Below are 18,339 nucleotides of genomic sequence, written 5' to 3' on the forward strand. Positions count from 1 at the left end.
GAATTCAGCTTAAACTAAAAGGACTGAGCCCTGTACAATACAGAGCTCAGTCCTATCTTTAATTAAACCGTCCAAGTTTCGGGGGTCAGTTCATCGTTAGAGGTCTTTTTTGTGCTTCATTTACTTAAGATAACTGGTTATAAATCAATTCCAGCTAGAGATTAGCGCTTGCGCCCAAATTTACGCTGCTTTTTATTACTAATCTCAGTAATCGCATGGGTAATTTCCTCTTCGTCTAAGCTGGCGACTTGCTGCAAGATTTGCATCATATCAGGCGTTAGCACGTATTTGGCATGATGCGCAATGTCATGAATACGGTGGTCAAAGGTCAGTATGCCCGTTTCATCGTCCTTTTGTAGATAGTCAAGGCGGGTCAAGGCGCTAATAAAGCTAGTAAATAAGGCGCGGTCAAAGAAGTCAGGAATGTCATCCGCATACAGCACAGACAAGCGCTGACCGAGCAAGTGGCACAGATCAACGACTTCGTTTTCAGTCAAGTTGCCAGAGCCTTGTTGAGCAAGGAGGGCAAGCGTCATAAAGTAACGTTCAAGGCTTTGCTCAACTGGTGTCGCAAGCACTTGTAGCTGCTGATAGCATTTGCTATTGGACTCGGGGACGCTAAGTACGCCATCACCCAACTCGACGATCAGTCCATGACTGAGCAGATTATCTACTTTTTTGTTGAGCGTTTCGGCTAAGCCATGTGCTGGATAATATAAAAACAGCTCACTTTGTAAAAATGGGTATAACTGCTCGGCAATATTATCCAAACGACTGCGTTCGATACGTCCATTGCGCGCGACTAAGGCGGCTAGGAATGATAGCAGAATAAAGACATGCAAAATGTTATTACGGAAGTAGCTAAGCAGTGCTGCTTGCTTGTCTGCGACCTGAATGATGTCGCCTAAAATATGTGGAATACGTTCGATCAATTTGAGTTTGACCCCGTAATCGATAATCTGCTGCGGGCTGATATCAGTGATAACTGTATCCTCTGAATAAGCCAGCTGCTGAGCAAGACCTTGATAGAGCGCGATTTGCTCACGGCAGATATCTTCATCTAGTGCCGCTTTGGGAGCAGACAGGAGCACTAATGACAGTAACGATACGGGATTGACCACCGCAGCTTTATTGATATGCTGCATGATTTTTACACCGATGTTGTCGACCATGGCGCTGGTTTTGACATCGAGTGGCGTATCAGTGCGATCGGTCGGTAAGCTATTGGCTGCCACATCGAATTTTGTCATAAAGTCGCTAAGGTGAAGCGGTTTGCCAAAACTTAGATGGACATTGCCAAAGATGCGCTCAATTTTACGACCAACTTTGAGTAAGCCGATTAAAGATTCAGACTCTTTTGGCTTGCCTTTTAGTTCGCCCACATAAGTACCGCCTTCCATAATCCGCTCATAGCCGATGTAAGTTGGAATGAATACCACTGGCTTATTGGTTTGGCGTAACTGACTGTGTACTGTCATTGCCAGCATGCCCATCTTTGGTGGTAGCAGACGACCTGAGCGTGAGCGACCGCCCTCGATGAAGTACTCGATTGGCGTATTACGAGTAATAAGCGTATGCATATATTCGCGCAACACAGCGGTATAAAGCGCATTACCACGGAAGCTACGACGAATATAAAACGCCACCGCTCCGCGTAATAGTGGGCCTAAGACGGGCACATCTAAATTATCACCTGCTGCAACGTAAGGGATGCTCAGACCACGTTTGTAGATAACGTAAGACAGTAGCAGATAGTCAACATGACTACGATGACAAGGCACGTAGATGATTTCGTGATCCGTTGCCAACTCGCGCACTCGTTCAAAATGGTGTACTTCTACGCCATCATACAACTGTGTCCACAACCACGTTAAGAAGCGGTCGAATACTCGAATGATAGGATAAGAGTAATCATTTACCATTTCATTGGCATAGCCCTTCGCGAGGCTGCGGGCGTCACGAACATTGATCCCCGATGCTTCGGCCTCAGCTTCTATCGCATGCTTAATCGCTGGTGAATAGACCAGCTTATCGACCAAGTTGCGTCGATCTGATAAATCAGGACCGAGCATACTGGCGCGCTGCTTGTCTAGGTAGATTTTGAGCTGTTGTTGCAGCATGCGCACCATTTCACGATTGCCATCGGCAGCTGCGACCAACGCATAACTTGGTACGGTATCCGCCTCATTGGTGCCATCAGTAGTTGAATTGACTGAATCAGTGGCAATAGAATCAAAGACAGCAGGACCTTCTACGTGCCCTTTAAGATTGTCATTAATAAGGGCACGCAAGTCTTGCGGTGGATGGAACTGGACAAAGGTATCGCGTCCCATCACCCCAATATTAAATAACTGCTTGGTAATGCTGGGATCTTCCCAGTTATCAGCCGTTAAAAGCTTAAAGAGGGAATCTTCTTTCTCAGGTGCGCGTCCCCACAATATAGATACCGGCACCAAACGCACTTTTAGCTCTGGATACTGTAAAACAGCAGACACCAAACGAGAAAGGCGCGGCGATAGCTGACTGTCTTTGGCATGGGGATGATGCAAAAATATGATGGCCGCATTTTCTTTAATATTATGGGCGACGTCATTTACCCCAACCAATGCTGGTGGCAGATTGTGCTCTTGCGTCTGCAAATCGATCAAAATACTGTTGGAGCGCGAATAATCTTGCAGCACATAAAATCTTAGCGTCTGATCGTCAGTATCAAACTCTGGCAACTCACCCAACAGCTTCGGCTTAACAGCGATATCGAGCAGTTGACCCGATACCTTGCGATATAGCTGATTGATGGGCGCATTCGAGTAAGGCTTGGTCGCAATTGCAGCGTCATCGGTTGCTGCATCGCTGCCTGTTGCTGACTGGCTATCGGTCGCGACTGGCGCTTTAAAAATCCGTTTTTTTAGGAACTTATTCTTTAAGAAACTGGGTATCATAATGGATATCAAAATTAGTAAATTGTATTGCCCTCATGATGCCATAAAAGCCATCAAAGCGATATATTGTGTCTGTATATACTGCTAATATTAATACGATTTGGTGACCATTTCGAGCGTTAAATACTGGGTGATATGCTTAGTTATTTGAAGTATAAAGGCTTTAGCGCAATGATATAGTGGCGTAAACTACTACTAAATATCAAACTTTAGATCGCTATCGGTTGAATTGAGGACACGCCCCAATCTTTACTCTCATTTATTTCAATTACATAACCATAAGTTAAATACCTATGACTCCTGCTATCAAACTTGCCAAACAGCGCGGCCTTGATTATCAGCTGCACGAATATACTCACGACAGTAATGCCGCTTCTTATGGATTGGAAGCTGCCGAAAAACTGGGCATTCCAGTAGCTCAAGTTTTTAAGACTTTGGTGGTAGCCACTGACAACGGCTCACTGGCAGTGGCTATTTTGCCAGTGGACAAAATGCTGAGCTTCAAAAAAATGGCCAAAGCCTTATCGGCTCATAAATTGATGACCTGCAAAAAAGTACAAATGGCAGACCCTAAGCAAGTCGAACGTAGTACAGGTTATATACTGGGCGGGGTCAGTCCCCTTGGACAAAAGAAGCGCTTGACGACCGTCATCGATATGTCAGCTGAACAGCAGCCAACCATTTATGTGAGCGGGGGTCGCCGCGGGTTAGAGATTGAATTACCACCGACACAATTGGCTGCCACCCTTGATGCCTGTTTTGCTGATATTACCGATGACTAATGGTTAAACTCAGACTTGATATGGACACTAAATTCTCACTCATTATTCACACTTCTTTAAGGATAGACTTATGCCGCATTTAACCATTCAAGTGACGCCTAACGTCAGTATTGCTCATGAAGAATCATTGCTCAAGTCGCTCAATAAAGTGCTATGGGACAGTGGCCAGTTCAAACAACAAACTGATATCAAAGCACGCATCCTACCCATCCAAACATTTCTGGTGGGTGTGGAAGATGATGAGCAGGCCAATGGATTTATTTACGCGCATCTAAAAATGATGACAGGACGCGATATTGCCGTTCGCAATCAGTTGGCAGAGCTATTGGTCGCAACGATAGAAAATCAATTGAGCACCGCGCAATCGGGACGTTCAGCATTGCAGATATGCGTGGAAGTTGAAAAGATTAGTGCGGTCTATCATAAAAAAATGCTTGGTGACTGATATTAGTAATCAATATTTGCCGTGCGCCTTACCGTTACTCGTATTTTAATAAATCTACAAATACTCGCACAGTGACTCGCTGGCATACTTAGGTAAGACAATCACTTCAACGCTATAACCTGCTGTTTGACCTTGGGTGGCCATCAGATTACGAGCAATGCGCAATCGATAAGTCCCCGTGGCAGGCAAGCAGCCTTGATAAATGATACCGCCTTTGATGCCATCTTGTGTGCCATTGGGCATATGCAGCACACCGACATTGGCAGTCTCAGGCGTACCAGCAAGTGGTGCAATATTAATGATGGCATATTGCCAACTGTTGGCGTGAAAACGATACCAGCGCTCATCTTCATTAGGCTTTAGCTGACCAGTTACCGTGCTACTGATAGCACCTTTAGCAAACTGAATAGGGGTGTCGCTACTTTTAGCCAACGCACTATTCGCGCTAACGCCTACTAATGTGGCACTCAGCAACAGCGTTTTTATCACTCGTGCGGTTAACAAAGTGCTCTTGTTATTCATGGACAACATCATCGCCTCCTAACTGAGTTTGTTATCTATCTATTATTTCCAGATCTAGTATTCTCTGACTTTTAGTTAAGCATAAAAAAGCGCCTAAATAATAGGCGCTTTTTTTATCAATGATTGATTAATTTGTTTTTAAACTTAAATCTTAATCTAAGAAAGCAAAGTTTTCGATTTTCATGGCAGTCATGCTGCTGCTTGGTGCAACCATACCTTCGGCGTGACCTGAGGTACGTGGCAATAGCTTATCGAAGTAGAACTCAGCAGTTTGGATTTTGGCTTTGTAGAACTCTGGTGATTCTGTACCGCCATTTTCAAGCTTGTCATAAGCGACAGCCGCCATACGTGCCCAGTGATAACCCATCATGACATAGCCTGAGTACATCAAGAAATCGTCTGATGCTGCTGAGATGATTTCACGGTCTTTACGAGCCATTAGCATCAAGCGAACCGTTAAGGTATTCCACTCAGCACAAAGCTTGGTCAATGCCCAAACGAATTTACGCATGTCTTTATCAAGTGCATACTCGCCACACCATTTCATGATGCTTGAGGTGTAATCGCGGATGATTTTACCTTTAGACTGCAAGATAACCTTACGGCCGAGCAAATCAAGTGCCTGAATACCAGTCGTACCTTCGTACATGGTCGCGATACGAGCATCACGAGCGATAAGCTCCATGCCCCATTCTTTGATATAGCCATGACCGCCATAGACTTGCTGACCGTGTTTAGCGGCTTCAATACCGAGCTCAGTCAAGAAGCCTTTTAGGATAGGCGTATAGAAGCCAAGCTTATCATCCCATTTTTCAAATTCTTCGTCATCGCCATTGATGATGCCTTGTGCCATTTTATCTGCATAGCGCGCTGAATGATAAATCATTGAACGACCACCTTCAGCAAAGGCTTTTTGGGTCAATAGCATACGACGGACATCGGCATGATGAATGATCGCATCGGCTACTTTCTCAGGATCTTTAGTCCCTGACAGCGTACGCATTGAGCGACGATCTCTCGCATAAGGTAGGGCGTTTTGGAAAGACAGCTCAGTGTGCGCCAAACCTTGGATGCCAGTACCGATACGAGCGGTGTTCATAAAGGTAAACATGGCTTTTAAGCCTTTGTTTGGCTCACCAATGAGGTAACCGACCGCATCATCAAAGTTTAGGACACAAGTTGCTGATGAGTTGATGCCCATTTTGTGTTCAATAGAACCACAAGAAACGCCATTGCGCTCGCCAATTTCGCCTTCAGCATTTGGCAGAAATTTCGGTACGATAAATAATGAAATACCACGTGTGCCTTCTGGTGCGTCCGGTAGACGTGCTAGCACAATGTGAATGATGTTATCTGTTAAGTCATGCTCACCACTTGAGATAAAGATTTTGGTGCCGCCCAGCTTGTAGCTACCGTCATCTTGTGGAATGGCTTTTGACTTTACTTGACCCAAGTCAGTACCACATTGTGGTTCAGTCAGACACATGGTGCCTGCCCAAGAGCCTTCGACCAATTTATGTAGATAAGTCTCTTTTTGCTCATCTGTACCATACTGCATAATGGTGTTGATACAGCCTGTAGATAGACCAGGATACATTGCCCATGGCCAGTTCGCCGTACCGATCATTTCAGCTTTGATTAGGTTCAATGAAGTCGGTAAGTTCATACCACCGTATTGTTCAGGATAAGAAATACCTTGCCAACCGCCTTCTACAAACTGGTCATAAGCGTCTTTGAAACCTTTAGGGGTTGTGACTACGCCATTTTCAAAATGACAGCCTTCTGCATCAGCTGGCTGATATAAAGGTGCCAAGACGTTTTCGGCAAAATCTGCCATACCTTGAAGAATCATATCAACGGTTTCAGGATCAGCGTTTTCGCCATTGTCTAAGCTTTTATAATGCGTTTGATAGTCGAACACATCATTTATTAAAAACTTGATATCACGTAAAGGTGCTTTGTAAGTTAACATAGTCGGTCTCTTTGGTTAATTCGCTGTCGTAGACTTAGGATTGAAAACCAGAGTTTATTCGAGCGGATGTTTGCTTATTTTGATACAAATGAATGATATTGTAGATGGTGAGTTAAACTTATTAAAATATCGTCTGTGATGACAGTCGCTAAGTGTTACTTAATAAAAGTTAACTATTATGATAGTTATCCAAGTATAAGACTTCTATAACGACAAATATATAACTTATAACTAATATTCATAATTCGTATTATTATATATTAAATTAAGTTATGTGTTGGTAAAATATTCACGCTTAAATAATAGCATTACGAGTCATTTTCATTCAAACATCGTGCAAATTAAAGTAAGAAAGACAATGTTCCATCAATCGGCGCAATATCGAGGCAAGAGGAAAATCGATTTATGAGCGCATCAAAGCGTAATGCAAGTTGGATAACTTGGCTGGCAGAACGGTTTGCCTATATTAAGTCGTTAGTGTTGGGTGAGCTGCCGCATTTGTTAACAGTTAATCGCAGCAAAAGACCATGGCATATGCCGATTATCGCTGCCATTGCCATTAGCTTCCCCGTGTTCGTCGGTGCATATTTTGATGCTTTGTCTTCAGGTATTAAGGCTTCGCTGGGGGCGATGATTATCCTCAACTTGCCGTTGTCAGGCACACTACCGTATCGTTTGGTGACGGTCATGGCGTGGGGATTTGCCATGGTGTTGAGCTTTGCACTCGGACTGATCGCTCAGCAGATACCTGTGCTCAGATTGCCTGTATTTGCATTGCTTGCTTTTGCCATCGTCATGTTGGGTCGTTACTATCGACAGCCGCCACCGGCAGGGTTGTTTGTGATGATGGCAGGGGCGATCGCGTTATTTATTCCTGTGCCGTTGGCGCAAGTGCTATCAGCGACAGGGCTAGTGATGTTAGGTGGTGGTATGTCGATGTTACTAGCGCTGTTATATAGTCTGTTTTTATTAGCGACGCGTCCTACTGTGCCTGCGCCCGTTTATCTCTATGAATCGGACATGATTAGCGACAGTCTCATTGTGGCCAGCTTTGTGAGCTTGGCGTTGGCCATCGCGATATTGCTAAAGATGCCTTATCCCTACTGGGCGGCTGTGAGCTGTTTTATCATTATTCAAGGCATGCAGCTACGCACGATGTGGATCAAACAAATGCATCGCTTACTCGGTACATTAGTGGGAATGGCGGTGGCGAGTTGGATGCTGTCGTGGGGTCTATCGATATGGGGCGTTGCGATCGCTATTTTTATAATGATGCTCTGTATCGAATCGTTGGTCGATCGCCATTACGGCTTGGCAGTGGTATTTATCACGCCGCTGACGATATTTATCGCTGAATATGGCAGCATGTCGCTGGTACCGCCTGTCGCTGAGGAGATCATTCGTGTGCGTATGCTTGATACTACGATTGGTTGCGTGGTGGGGCTTAGCGGTGGTCTGGCCATACACTCAAGCCGTTTGCGTGTGCCGCTACGACAAATAGAAGCTTGGCTGCTCGCGCGTTTTGGTCAAACAACGAAAGAATAAATGAAAGGCGTATGACAAAATTGTCTGATTCGGCTTCATACGCCTTTATGGTTCAAAGCAGCATATAAATGACGGTCTGATTTATTTGGCGTTGAGAGCTTTAGTGGCTTGTACGACATCGATGCTGTGACCCGTCCAGCGCTCAAAGCTTAGCGCCGCTTGTCCGATAAGCATGCCGTAACCGTCTGAGGTCTGCGTCCCACGTGCCGAAAAATGCTCTAAAAACGGTAGAGTGCGACCATACATCATATCGTAGGCATATCGCGTGTTTAACGCGTCGTTCAGTGGCAAGGTCTCGCCTGATAGACCAATCGATGTCGCATTAATAATAATGTCAAACTGTCCGCTCAACTCGCTAGTCGTACAAGTGGTAATCTGCTGCTGACTAATAGACGTACTGGCAGCGCTAAGCTCGTTGACCAAGTCGGTGGCTTTGCCCACTGTGCGATTGGCAATTGTGAGTGTTGCGATACCGGATTGAATCAAAGGTAATATTGCCCCGCGCGCGGCACCACCAGCGCCAATGATGGCAACGCGAGCACCATCCAGCGGCCAGCCTAAGCTAGTGATATGATTGACCAATCCTTGCCCATCGGTATTATCGCCGTACAGCGCCTCTGATATTGGCGTGCCACTGTTTAATAGTGTTTTATTGAGCAGTAGCGTATTGACCGCACCAGCGACTTTGGCGTGCTCTGATAGGCCACCACGCGACTGACAGCACGCATAAGCGACTTGTTTAAAGGGAACCGTCACATTGGCACCCACACCGCCACCATGAAAAAATGCCTCGACGACCGCGGCAAAGCTGGCTGCATCATCGGGGCAATACTGGCGTTGATAGCGAATATCAATGCCTGCTTGCGAGGCGAATAGCGTATGTATTTCAGGAGATTTGCTGTGGGCAATCGGATTGCCAATAACGATAAAGTGCTGGGTCATAAATAAATAGTCCGCTGGCAGTAAGGGCATGAAGGAGTCAGATTGATAACCGTTCAAACCCATTCATCATAAGGGATAACGCTATGTTTGACAAATAGGGCGGTCAGGCGACAAATACACGATTGAACATAGGGGTTTAAAACGTGAGGTCTTTAACAAATCTGTACTGTCTGGGAGCGGTATCCGTAACGTAAAGGGTAGTCAAGCGTTCAGCAGTTGGGTAAACTAGTGAGCATAAAAATCGATATCAATATGCGCTAGTAACTGCTAGGTTATCACCAAGCTTTTTAATAAAACATTCTTCATTATCAGTGGCGTATCTGCCAGCTCGTTAATACTATTTTGAGATCAATCTAAAAGTGTGAGTACATTGTCCATGTTGAATAATAACCTACAGACCCTGATGGTCAGTATGATAATGGCAGTTGGCGTGACGTTGAGTGGCTGTGATAGCACCAAAGAAGACGCCCAAGATCCAGAGGCTGGCGCGGCAACCACTAGCGAGCAGACCGCCACAGATACTTCTACGCAGACCGCTCCGACTGACACGGCTGATTTAGATGGCGCGACTGCTCAGCAAGGCACACCAGTAAAATACGATGTGCTGGCATGGGGCGCTGACCAAGTAGAGCCGATCACGGTTGATGAGCTAGATGGCATCAAAGCGACCTTTGGTAAAGTGGTGAGTACCGACGAAAACAGCTTAGACTATGCCAGTAATCCAGCTTCTAAGTATCGCTTTATGAATACCGATGCGCCTTATTTAGATATTATCGATTCCGAAAAATATCTGGAACTTGGCTGGTATTATGCCAATCCAACTGACTCTGATAAAGAAAAAGAGCTCAGTCAAAATCATGCCAAAAAATCCTATATGCTAGCGCGTCAGCTGATGGGTGATGACGGTGGCAAAGTGCTCGCTGATATGCTGAACGGTCAAATTATTAAAGATAAAACCATCGGTGGGCAAAAAATAGAGCTGGCGAAATGTGAGTTTTATAGTTGTATGCTGGTGCTTAATAAAGCTGCTGCTCAAACAGACAATAGCTAAATGGTGGGAGCTATCATGCCGCCGTCTAACAGCTGGATACGTCTGCAACCTCTAAGCGAGGCTAGCGATAACGCAGCAGGGACAGCGTTAACAATGCTATTAGACAATCGCGGACTGGCATACGGTGATGGCTTTTTTACTACTATGGGCGTCATCGATGGGTTGATACTGTGGTCGGATTATCATCAGCAGCGCCTTGACTCTCATGCCGACGCTCTACAGCTCGATATCGATAGCCAAGCGCTATTAGCCACTTTGCAGACACAGGCCAAGCAATTGCAGCAAGGTATGCTTAAGCTTATCGTCACCCGCGCGGCGCAAGATGTCCGTGGTTATGGTTATGCGCCAAGTACATCCGGTAGTGCTTGCGAGGTCTGGCTCAAGTCTTCCGCCATGCCTATCGCCACTGCTGATCAGCTACGTCTACCGAATGGATGCCTAGTTCCTCTGCAATTAATGACTTCAGCCATTTGCTTGTCTTCACAACTCGCCTGTCTACCGCCACCGCTTGCCGGACTCAAAAGTCTCAATCGTCTGGATAATGTACTGGCAAGCGCTGAGCTACAACGCGTTAAAGCCCAAACATTAACATCCAATCCCTTTTTATTAGCCAATCATTTACCAGCGAGTGCCGAACCCAATATCGGTGAGGGGCTGCTGCGTGATATGAGCGGGCAGTGGGTTGAAGGGACGATGAGTAATGTGTTCTATCAATTATCAGAATCGCCATTCGCAAAATCTTCCAATTCTCCACATCCTAAAAACAACAATTATCTAAGCGCTGGTCAATGGTATACGCCGTCGATGGCGCAATCGGGTGTCGCTGGCGTAATGCGGCAAGTGCTTATCGATGGGTTATCCAGCGCAGAACAGCCGGTTATCATTAGGTCGTTATCAGATGAGGATTTACCCCATTTGAGCCAGATGTTCTTTTGCAATGCGTTACGCGGCATCATGCCAATGAGCAGTTTGACGTTATTGTCGGGTGAAGTGGTGGGTTTTGAATCAGTTTAACCGTATTTAAAAATATTAAATTTGGTGTCAAGAAAATCATCAGGATATAAAACGACTTCTTCATTGCGATACATATCTTGTGCTTTTAATAGCGCGTCTTGCTCGTTCTCTGCGTTAACCTCCACGATATTACTCAACGTTTCGACAATTTCTATCTGAAAAACTCTCTTCAATTTCTTATCAGTTTTCATCATCGCTGTTCCCAATATATCTTTATCAAAATTTCTTTATTATTCATATAGCCTAGGTTAGCAAAAGCGCTTAAAAAGAAGTGATCGTCTTTTGTTACGTAGCCTTGTGCGATAAGGAAAATCGATCAATGATAGTGATTTGATAAGGAGAGAAATCCATGGACTACGTCTACGAAGATGAACGTATACCTTTACAAATCCGTCGACTATTAATTTTTGATGAGATTTGCAAATTAGCAAAAAAACAACCTGATGAAATTATTCACTTATCAAGATTCACGGAATTATCGCTCGGTGTTATGTATTTGAAAGGCTTTAAAAAGTTTATTGCGTTTGGCGGTGTGTTTGAGTACGCAGAAACAAGAGAGGAAGTTATCGAGCGACGTATTAGAGTTTTTCCTAACGACGAACCAGTCACGCGTGCACTAACAGTCAATTTAAAGCAGTTTACTCAGCCCGCGCGCACAGCTATCCAGCTAGTTTGGTATTGGAATAACTATGTTAAAAATAGAATGCACGCTTACGTCGATTATCGTGAAGAAGTGTTTTTTCGGATTAATGATGAAATTGACTCAGACTACCCACCGCATAAGTTTCATGACCGTCTCGTTGCAACGGCACGTTTACCTTTATGGGACGATAGAGAGGAGTTAATCGCAGACGTCTACCGTGATAATAAAGGGCAGCCAAAACCTGAACGCTTCAATGAGAAACGTTTAATATAATTTAAAATACGTAGAAATCAATCGTATCTGATTAAAGATTATTTAGCAGGAGATAAAAAATGCGTACTACCTATGAAGAAAAACGTATCCCACTACAAATCCGCCGATTAATGCTATTTAATGAAATATGTCGTAAAGCAAAAAAACACCCTGATGAAATTGTTCACTTAGCTGGTTATTCGAAGATAGCATTCAGTATTGTTTATTCTAAGAAAGATAAAAAATATACAGCATTTGGTGGGGTATTTAAGTATGCGCATATCCGCCAAGAAGTCATAGAGCAAGGCGTAGATAAACTGCCTCATGATGAGCTTGTGATGTGTGCGCTTACCGTAAAAAGACAAGCTTTTACCAAGGCTTCTCGTACGCCATTAGAACTATTAATAGGCTGGAATAAACAGGTAAAAAACAAATCTTCTAAATGTATTAAAGACAATATGGACACTTTTTTTAAAGTAAATGATGAGTTGGAAATGGACTATCCTCCGCACAAATTCTATGAACGATTGGTGGCAAGCGCTTATTTGCCACTTTGGGATGATAATCAAATTTAATATAATTTTCGATAATGTCCACGACCCAAAAACTCAATAATGCCTCTATCACGTAACACTTGTAATTGTTGACGGATTTTATCTTTTATATGGTTGTTTTCGGGATGTTTGAGTTTTAATAAGTCAGCGAAAGCATAAACCTGATTGAGAGAGAAATTCACATCCAGCCTATCGATACACTGCCAAACATCTAATGTCCAGCCACGTGATGTGATAGATTGCTCGCGTAAAAACAAGGTTTTCTGAAATTGCTTGGTGACATTATCGCGTGGTATGACTTGCTGGTCTTTGACCAAAAACACTTTCCCCGACTCAGGCACTTTACGCAAGTCAATATTACAGCCAACCCAACCAGCGCGTTTGGCAGTAACGGATAATGGTTTGCGTTTTATAATCATGTCCGGCTGAAAGAACTGCTTAGGAATGATTAAAAAGTTATTCACTCTATATTCTTGAGAGTAGGTCAAAAAGAAAAAGCTAGGATTATTGTCACTATTAATACGTTCAATCATAGTGTCATAAGCACCATCATTAATAATGTTGCTCAATTTTGCCTTTTTACTTTTTAGCTCATACTCCTCATGACAGTTTGAGCAATAAAAATCAGCGACAGGTTTGCCGTTCGTAAATTCAACCAATGGTTCGGCATTACAATTAGGGCAATAGCTTTGGTTTGCGACCCAATCTTCACTGAGTACACGAATCCTTTGGGATTCAGATTGATAGTTTGCAGCGAGAGGTTGGTTGAAATGTAGATTCATAATAAGTTTTCGTTGTAGTAGACAAAACAAAAATATCAATAAAAGCGCAGGAATATTCAGCCATATAATTTAATCTAAACACTAAGTTAATTCATAAGCTAAGCAAATACCATTGAAAAGCGCACGGTTCAGTGCTAAATTCTAGCAAACCTCTGCCTTGCGAGTTGCCATGAGCAATCCAACACCTGAAACGCCTCCTGAACGTCCTAATGATACTCCATCCAATGAGCAAGAGGGCGCTGTTGACGAGCGCATCGCTAGAGCGCCATCGGATGCCAAGCCAGTCGTGGATGAGGCCGCAGGCGAGGAAGCGCCGGCAACGGATATCTCGCTCATCAGTGGCAAGACTAAGCCGCGTCAATATAAAGTGGACAATCAATCGTTCTTTATGCAGCGTGGCTATCAAGTATTGCTTGTGCTGGGGCTGATTGCTGCGTTTCTCTTAGTTATAGTCTACCAGACACTGTTTGGACGGATTGAGCAGCCGCAGCAGATGGTCACGATCGAGCAAGGTCAGACCTACTACGGATTGCTGCCGCAGTGGCAACAGCAGACACCACTGTTTTCTGCTAGTGTCGCCAAGCTTTATATTAAGTCGCAAGTCGATGCACCATTACATGCAGGCATTTATCAATTACCAGAGAACCCAACCATCGCTGAGGCGCTACAAGTGCTCGCGCAGGGTGCCAAAGCGGCAATGGTAAAAGTGCAAATTATCGAAGGTAAAACGTCCAAAGACTTATATCAATCGCTACGTGATAATGACAATATCAAAAAAGAAGTGCTAATAGCGGGCAGCGGTGATGCTAGTAACGCCAGTATTGCTCAAGGACTGGACTTGGTCGGTATATTGCCAAAGAGCGTGACCAACAGTAATGACCCTATCGTCAATCATAATCTTGAAGGGTGGTTTGCGCCTGACACCTATTATTATGGCGAGGGCACCAGTGACAAGCAGGTATTGACGGATTTGTATAAGCGTCAGCAGCAAGCGTTGACCAAAGCGTGGGAAAATCGTGCGCCTGACCTGCCTTATAAGAGTCCTTATGAAGCGCTGGTAATGGCTTCTATTATCGAAAAAGAAACCAGCGTGGCAGAAGAGCGTCCCTTAGTATCAGCGGTGTTTAAAAATCGCTTGGATAAAAGGATGCGCATGCAGACCGATCCGACGATTATCTATGGCATGGGCAGTCGCTACGATGGCAACATTCGCCGTAAAGACATCGACGAAAAAACATCCTACAACACCTATCAAATCGATGGTCTGCCGCCCACACCGATTGCGCTACCGTCTGCGGCCTCTATCGAAGCCACCTTACATCCAGCGGATAGTGAAGCGCTGTATTTTGTGGCGACAGGAAATGGTGGGCACAAATTCACCAATAGCTTGGCTGAACACAATCAGGCGGTAAAAGAATACCTGAGCGTCATGCGTGAGAAAAAATCTCAAACGCCGCCGCAGTAAACCATCGCTTTACTTTCCATAAAACCTATCATTTACTGAGCGCTATAAAAATTCATATAGTGCTCATCAATGACATAAGGTCATATCATGTCAGCATCTATACCAGCCAACTTGTTGCAAACCAATTCAACTCAAGCCACGACTGATATTACGGATACAACGCCCATGCAAGGGCGCTTTATCAGTTTTGAAGGCACTGAAGGCGTGGGTAAAACCACTGCCATCGAGCAGTTATGTGCGCGCTTGCAAGATAGCGGTATCGACTATTTGCGTACCCGTGAGCCAGGTGGTAGCCCGTTTGCAGAGCGTCTGCGCGAGATATTATTGGATCCGGCGACGGAGATCAATGACGACACAGAGCTGTTGTTATTGTTTGCAGCGCGCTGCGACCATATGCAGCAGGTAATCTTGCCAGCACTACAGCAGGGAACATGGGTGATATGTGATCGATTTACCGACTCTACCATTGCTTATCAAGGCTTTGGGCGTGCGCATGGTGACGCTACTGTACGAGCCAAAATTGAGTCCCTTATCACTCAGTTCGTTACCCAGTTGCCCGAGCTGACTTTATGGTTGGATTTGCCCGTATTAGAAGGCATGGCACGCGCCAATAAACGTAGCGCTGCCGATCGTTTTGAGCAGCAGGCGACTGAGTTTTTTACGTGGGTGCATACAGGTTTTAGTACGCTCGCAGCCGAGCACCCTGAGCGTATCCAGCGTATCGATGCCTCAGGTAGTGCTGGAGAGGTCAGCGCTAGAGTATGGCAAGCGGTTGCGACAAGATTTCATCTTAGCTAGGGCGTGTCTTCAATTCACTCGATATAGTCAAAATACCCCAAAAACGCTACGATACTGTTGATATTAATTTCTTGCTTGCTCTGTCTGCACAGGCACAGCAAGCAAGAAATTGATATCAGCAGTGCGTGATGGTTCGATATTACTTTGCACTGACTATAGTCATCTAAATGGGCTAAATCTTGCCAAACATCGTCAACTAGTGCCCTATAAAAAAGCCCTCATAATCAGTATGAGGGCTTTTAATTTGCTTATTAGCTTTTCAGACAATATAGTCATTCCACTATAAAAGTATTACAGTGTTAACCTCGCTTGAAGTATCACATATACATCTACACTCGGTTGCCTTGTACTACTTTTAAATTGAATCGACTATAGCGTTTATGGTTTATCCGCATCCTTTTTTACCGAATCCTTCACCTTCACATTGTTGGTGGTATTGTCATGATCTGAGTCGGGTAGGCGGTTAGGGTCGAGCGCACCACTTTTTATCTTGGGCGCACTACCATTACCGTTTGTACTACTATTAGTCGATTTACTGGTTTTTGACGTTGCCGTTGAGTTATCTGCCATCACCCCTTTGTTGACTGTGCTAGTAGAGACATCTTTAGCTTCCGCTCCCTGACGTTTATCTATTTCAGCCTTTACGGTTTTTTTCGCTGCGTCACTCTCTTTATCAACCGCTATGGATGGCTCTTGCTCTGGCGTATCAGCGATATCTTCCACCATCTCTTTTTCTTTACGCTTTTCAGGCGCTTTAGAGTTGGCTTCAAAACTGGCATCTGCGGCAGCACGGGCTTGCTCTTGTTTTGGCGTGACGTCCACTGGCTTTGGCTGGACTTCATCATCAACGACCAGAGAAATCAGCTTGCGATCACGTGGTACTGATCCTTCGAACTTATCAGTGATGACTTGCAGCTTGCCTTCTTTGTCTAGGGTATAGAGCGGCACAAATTGTTTATTGTCGGCTTTATACTGCTCAAACGTATAGCTGTCCGTAATGTTGGTGATTTTAATACGGGCTTTTTTGGACAGCATACTAGCAAGTTTGGTATAGGTTACGTCTTTGCCAAACAACCACTGCGAATGAAAGTTTGACTGCTTATCATCGCGCTCACTTTTTACTTTTTCATCGCTGAACTTGAGGCGATAGAGCTTGCGCTCACCGAACTCATGGCGGTAATGAATCTCAGACAAGGTATTCATCTCTTTATCCATACTCATCGCGAATAGATGACCAATACCGATAAGGTCAAGATGATGGTCGGCATGATCGGAGATGGGGTTGCCAAAATAGGTGCGCAGACCACTCATACGCGCACGGGCGATATTGGTATAGTTATTATGAGCGACGATGACATCGAAGCCTTGGTCTTTTAAGGAGGTTGCGATTAGCAACGCGACTGGATTGGAGCCAACGATAAGAATACCATTGGTCTCAGGCTCACGCACGCCAAGTAAGTTGCCCACTACTTTTGCACCCAAGCCCTGAATCATGACCGTACCGATGATGACCATAAATACTAAAGGGACGAGCAGCTCAACGCCCTGAATATCATACTCTTGCAAGCGAATCGCAAACAGCGATGAGATAGCAGCGGCGACGATACCACGTGGTCCAATCCAGCTGATCATTAGCTTTTCATTGGTCTTTAGGTTTGAGCCAATAGAAGATGCCCAGACCGATAAGGGACGCGCCACAAACATCACGATAGCGAGTAGCACCAAGCCTGCAAAGCCCACACTCATTAAGCTTGCCAGCTCCACACGTGCCGCAAGAATAATAAAGAGGACGGAGATGAGTAGAACGGTTAAAGATTCATTGAATTCTAAAATAGTCTCACGTGGGAACTTGGGCCAGTTCGCCAGTGCGACGCCCAAGACGGTGACAGTTAGCAGACCAGACTCATGCTCTAAATGGTTGGAGACAGAGAATAAAACCAAAACAAAAGCTAAGGTAAAGACATTGCGTAAAAACTCAGGCACCATATGGCGGCGCATTAAGAACGCCAATGCCCATGCGCCAGCCATACCAAGAGCCGTTGCAAGCACGACAATTTTGGCAAATAGCAATATGCTGCTGGCTTCACCACCAGAGATAATATACTCATACACCAATACCACGGCGATAGCGCCAATGGGATCGATGATAATGCCTTCCCATTTGAGGATATTGGAAATGGTCTTGTTGGGGCGCACACTACGTAACAACGGCATAATCACCGTTGGACCAGTGACACATACTAGCGCCCCGAACAGCAGCGCAATCAATGGATCGACATCGAACAATAGATAAGTCGACAGCGCGACGATAGCAATGGTGATGAGCACCCCGACCGACACCAGCATCTGTACGACCGTGCCGTGTTGCTTGATTTCATCAAACTCAAGGGTCAGTGAGCCTTCGAACAAAATAATCGCCACGCCCAAAGAGATGAACGGGAACATCAGCTCGCCCAAGACTAAATCAGGGTCGAAAACGCCGAGTACGGGTCCAACAATAATGCCAATGAGTAACAAAAATAAAATGGACGGTTGCTTTAAGTACCAAGCCAACCATTGGGCGGCAATGCCGATCCCAACCACGCCAGATAATAATAGGGCGGTATCCATAAATTAATCCTTTTATAATCTTG

General features: G+C 44.9%; 17 protein-coding genes. 10 read left to right on the forward strand and 7 right to left on the reverse strand.

Annotated elements, in window-relative coordinates; genetic code table 11:
• Positions 1–2: 2 nt before the first annotated feature.
• Complete coding sequence (locus tag RH96_RS15385) at positions 3–62, forward strand: IS3 family transposase (RefSeq protein WP_413540231.1); 60 nt, start codon at positions 3–5, stop codon at positions 60–62.
• Between the two features lie 99 nt (positions 63–161).
• On the opposite strand, the gene plsB is transcribed toward RH96_RS15385, so the two are convergent.
• On the reverse strand, positions 162–2,939 hold the full coding sequence (gene plsB / locus RH96_RS10930) for a glycerol-3-phosphate 1-O-acyltransferase PlsB (protein WP_010200898.1): 2,778 nt from the start codon (positions 2,937–2,939) through the stop codon (positions 162–164).
• Positions 2,940–3,232: 293 nt separating this feature from the next.
• Here plsB and ybaK point away from each other — a divergent pair, with 293 nt between their 5' ends.
• Together ybaK and RH96_RS10940 are read left to right on the forward strand one after the other, a co-directional pair.
• A complete protein-coding gene (gene ybaK, locus RH96_RS10935; RefSeq protein ID WP_010200899.1) occupies positions 3,233–3,721 on the forward strand; it encodes a Cys-tRNA(Pro) deacylase in 489 nt (162 codons plus the stop codon).
• A gap of 70 nt (positions 3,722–3,791) precedes the next feature.
• Positions 3,792–4,166, forward strand: coding sequence for a 5-carboxymethyl-2-hydroxymuconate Delta-isomerase (locus tag RH96_RS10940; protein WP_010200900.1), 375 nt, complete (start codon positions 3,792–3,794; stop codon positions 4,164–4,166).
• Between the two features lie 54 nt (positions 4,167–4,220).
• Here the strand turns inward: RH96_RS10940 and RH96_RS10945 are convergent, their stop codons facing one another.
• Both RH96_RS10945 and RH96_RS10950 read right to left on the reverse strand, forming a co-directional pair.
• A complete protein-coding gene (locus tag RH96_RS10945; protein WP_227500964.1) occupies positions 4,221–4,688 on the reverse strand; it encodes a hypothetical protein in 468 nt (155 codons plus the stop codon).
• Positions 4,689–4,839: 151 nt separating this feature from the next.
• Positions 4,840–6,660 carry an acyl-CoA dehydrogenase C-terminal domain-containing protein gene (locus tag RH96_RS10950; protein WP_010200902.1) on the reverse strand — a complete coding sequence of 607 codons (1,821 nt, stop codon included), beginning with the start codon at positions 6,658–6,660 and terminating at the stop codon, positions 4,840–4,842.
• Positions 6,661–7,065: 405 nt separating this feature from the next.
• Here RH96_RS10950 and RH96_RS10955 point away from each other — a divergent pair, with 405 nt between their 5' ends.
• Positions 7,066–8,205 carry an FUSC family protein gene (locus tag RH96_RS10955; RefSeq protein ID WP_010200903.1) on the forward strand — a complete coding sequence of 380 codons (1,140 nt, stop codon included), beginning with the start codon at positions 7,066–7,068 and terminating at the stop codon, positions 8,203–8,205.
• A gap of 81 nt (positions 8,206–8,286) precedes the next feature.
• Here the strand turns inward: RH96_RS10955 and aroE are convergent, their stop codons facing one another.
• On the reverse strand, positions 8,287–9,147 hold the full coding sequence (gene aroE, locus RH96_RS10960; protein ID WP_026037303.1) for a shikimate dehydrogenase: 861 nt from the start codon (positions 9,145–9,147) through the stop codon (positions 8,287–8,289).
• A 376-nt stretch (positions 9,148–9,523) separates the two neighbouring features.
• On the opposite strand from aroE, the gene RH96_RS10965 reads away from it, so the two are divergent.
• Positions 9,524–10,198: a hypothetical protein gene (locus RH96_RS10965; RefSeq protein WP_010200905.1), complete on the forward strand. Its 675-nt coding sequence runs from the start codon at positions 9,524–9,526 to the stop codon at positions 10,196–10,198.
• Between the two features lie 15 nt (positions 10,199–10,213).
• Positions 10,214–11,212: an aminotransferase class IV gene (locus RH96_RS10970; RefSeq protein ID WP_010200908.1), complete on the forward strand. Its 999-nt coding sequence runs from the start codon at positions 10,214–10,216 to the stop codon at positions 11,210–11,212.
• Here RH96_RS10970 and RH96_RS10975 read toward each other — a convergent pair.
• A complete protein-coding gene (locus RH96_RS10975) occupies positions 11,209–11,406 on the reverse strand; it encodes a DpnD/PcfM family protein (protein ID WP_141629748.1) in 198 nt (65 codons plus the stop codon). The two genes, RH96_RS10970 and RH96_RS10975, sit on opposite strands and share 4 nt — an antisense overlap.
• Positions 11,407–11,561: 155 nt before the next feature.
• Here RH96_RS10975 and RH96_RS10980 point away from each other — a divergent pair, with 155 nt between their 5' ends.
• Positions 11,562–12,128 (forward strand): hypothetical protein, encoded by a 567-nt coding sequence (locus tag RH96_RS10980; RefSeq protein WP_010200911.1) that lies wholly within the window; start codon positions 11,562–11,564, stop codon positions 12,126–12,128.
• Positions 12,129–12,187: 59 nt separating this feature from the next.
• The gene (locus RH96_RS10985) at positions 12,188–12,682 is read left to right on the forward strand and encodes a hypothetical protein (protein WP_010200912.1); all 495 of its coding nucleotides are present in this window, start codon (positions 12,188–12,190) and stop codon (positions 12,680–12,682) included.
• Here the strand turns inward: RH96_RS10985 and RH96_RS10990 are convergent.
• Positions 12,679–13,443, reverse strand: coding sequence for a DpnI domain-containing protein (locus RH96_RS10990; protein ID WP_010200913.1), 765 nt, complete (start codon positions 13,441–13,443; stop codon positions 12,679–12,681). The two genes, RH96_RS10985 and RH96_RS10990, sit on opposite strands and share 4 nt — an antisense overlap.
• 169 nt (positions 13,444–13,612) lie before the next feature.
• Here RH96_RS10990 and mltG point away from each other — a divergent pair, with 169 nt between their 5' ends.
• Together mltG and tmk are read left to right on the forward strand one after the other, a co-directional pair.
• Entirely contained in the window at positions 13,613–14,908 is a 1,296-nt protein-coding gene (gene mltG / locus RH96_RS10995; RefSeq protein WP_010200914.1) for an endolytic transglycosylase MltG, read from the forward strand.
• Positions 14,909–15,073: 165 nt separating this feature from the next.
• On the forward strand, positions 15,074–15,706 hold the full coding sequence (tmk, locus tag RH96_RS11000) for a dTMP kinase (RefSeq protein WP_026037305.1): 633 nt from the start codon (positions 15,074–15,076) through the stop codon (positions 15,704–15,706).
• A gap of 378 nt (positions 15,707–16,084) precedes the next feature.
• Here tmk and RH96_RS11005 read toward each other — a convergent pair whose 3' ends face one another.
• A complete protein-coding gene (locus RH96_RS11005; RefSeq protein WP_010200916.1) occupies positions 16,085–18,316 on the reverse strand; it encodes a cation:proton antiporter in 2,232 nt (743 codons plus the stop codon).
• Between the last annotated feature and the right edge of the window lie 23 nt (positions 18,317–18,339).

The sequence above is a fragment of the Psychrobacter sp. PAMC 21119 genome, from assembly GCF_000247495.1.
GTDB lineage: Bacteria > Pseudomonadota > Gammaproteobacteria > Pseudomonadales > Moraxellaceae > Psychrobacter > Psychrobacter glaciei.